Source organism: Pseudomonas sp. HMWF006 (assembly GCF_003061205.1).
In the GTDB taxonomy this organism is placed as follows: domain Bacteria; phylum Pseudomonadota; class Gammaproteobacteria; order Pseudomonadales; family Pseudomonadaceae; genus Aquipseudomonas; species Aquipseudomonas monsensis.
Genome location: NZ_QAIU01000176.1, coordinates 1 through 1,985 on the forward strand (window position 1 = coordinate 1; position 1,985 = coordinate 1,985).

General features: G+C 63.2%; 1 protein-coding gene and 1 pseudogene. Both read right to left on the reverse strand.

The genetic code is table 11. The features are described from left to right. Positions 1-369: pseudogene (locus DBR24_RS06965) on the reverse strand (tRNA (uridine(54)-C5)-methyltransferase TrmA); the annotation flags it as partial. Continuing rightward, positions 366-1,661, reverse strand: coding sequence for an NCS2 family permease (locus tag DBR24_RS06970; RefSeq protein WP_128614312.1), 1,296 nt, complete (start codon positions 1,659-1,661; stop codon positions 366-368). The pseudogene DBR24_RS06965 and the gene DBR24_RS06970, both read right to left, overlap by 4 nt. Positions 1,662-1,985: the final 324 nt, after the last annotated feature.

The following is a 1,985-nucleotide window of genomic DNA, read 5'->3' on the forward strand; positions in this document are numbered from 1 at the left end:
GTGGTAGCACAGGGTGATCATCGCATCGCCGGCCAGAGTGGTCAGAAACTCCACCTGAAACAGCTTGTGGCTCAGCGCCGAACTGGCCTGCCAGGCGGCCTTGAGCTGCGGCATCAACTGGTTGATGCGCAGGCTGGCGATCGGGAATTCCTCGATCAGGATCGGCGTGCGTTTGTCGTCCTGGGAGAACATCGCGTAGTGGCGCTCGCCGGCCTCGCGCCACAGGCGGAATTCGGCGCGCAGGCGGAAGTTCTGCAGCGGCGAGTCGAACACCGTCGGTGCTGGCGCATCGAACGGAGCGAGCAGGTCACGCAAACGCGCGACCTTGTCTTCGAGCTGAGTGGCGTAGGCCTGGGAATCGAATGTCATGCGTTGAACCAACCCAACTTGATCACGAACAGAATCGACAGAATCACCAGCGCCGGGTTCAGCTCACGGGCACGGCCCGACAGCAGCTTGATCGCGGTCCAGGAGATGAAACCGAAGGCGATGCCGTTGGCGATCGAGTAAGTGAACGGCATCGCCAGCGCGGTCACGACAACCGGGGCGGCCACGGTGATGTCTTCCCAGTCTATTTCCGCCAGGCCCGAAGTCATCAGCACGGCGACGAACAGCAGGGCCGGTGCGGTGGCGAACGCCGGAACGCTGGCGGCCAGTGGCGAGAAGAACAGTGCCAGCAGGAACAGAATGGCCACGACGATGGCCGTCAGGCCGGTACGACCGCCCGCACTCACGCCAGCAGCGGATTCGATGTAGCTGGTGGTGGTCGAGGTGCCCAGCAGCGAGCCGGCCATGGCGGCGGTGCTGTCGGCGATCAGCGCACGCCCCATTTTCGGCATGTGGCCGTCCTTGCCCATCAGGCCAGCGCGCTTGGCGACGCCGATCAGGGTCCCGGAGTTGTCGAACAGGTCGACGAACAGGAAGGCGAAGATCACGCTGACCAGACCGATGTCCAGCGCGCCTTTGATGTCCAGTTGCAGGAAGGTCGGGGCCAGCGACGGTGGCATCGAGGTCACGCCGCCGAACGGGGTGACACCCATGGCGATGGACGCGATGGTCACCGCGAGAATGCCGATCAACACGGCACCGCGCACTTTCAGCGCTTCGAGGGCAACGATCAGGGCGAAGCCGAGGGTGGCGAGGATCGGCGCCGGTTGTTTCAAGTCACCAAGGCCGACCATGGTCGCCGGGTTGCTGACCACGATACCGGCGTTGTGCAGGGCGATCAGCGCCAGGAACAGGCCGATACCGGCGGCAATCGCCGAGCGCAGGGGCAGCGGGATGCTGTTGATGATCCATTCACGGATGCGGAAGATCGACAGCAGGAAGAACAGCACCGCGGAAATGAACACCGCGCCCAGCGCCACTTGCCAGGTGTGGCCCATGTGCAGCACCACGGTATACGTGAAGAAGGCGTTCAGACCCATGCCTGGGGCGAGGGCGATCGGGTAGTTGGCGATCAGGCCCATGACCGTCGAACCAATGGCCGCAGCCAGACAGGTGGCGACGAACACCGCACCTTTGTCCATGCCGGTCTCGCCGAGAATGCTCGGGTTGACGAATAGAATGTAGGCCATGGCCAGGAAAGTCGTGACGCCCGCGAGAATCTCGGTCCGCACGTTGGTGTTGTGTGCCTTGAGTTGAAACAGCCTTTCCAGCATGTCTGCTCCCCGTGGCGCGCATGGCGCCGTGAATGTATCGACCTCAACAGCAAAGCACAGACCGTCGCAAGCGCCTGGGAATTTGTGGTGGGCCGGAAAAAGCCGCGCATCATACCAGCAGCGTGAGGAATATGGCGGTTGTTGGTGTCGATCGTCGGCGAAGTTTTGCCCCGGGGCCAACTGCGCCATACTGCGCGCTGATTTTGGGGGGATGGGGATCGTATGAGCACGCACTGGGTAAAGGCTTTCGGGCTGATGGCGGTTTTGCTGGGCACGGCGTCTGGCGCCGGGGCGGCATCGGCGCCACCGCTGACGCAGTTGAAG

Coding starts and splice junctions, on each gene's coding strand:
- DBR24_RS06970 (WP_128614312.1), bottom strand. CDS start 1,661: ATGCTGGAAAGGCTGTTTCAACTCAAGGCACACAACACCAACGTGCGG.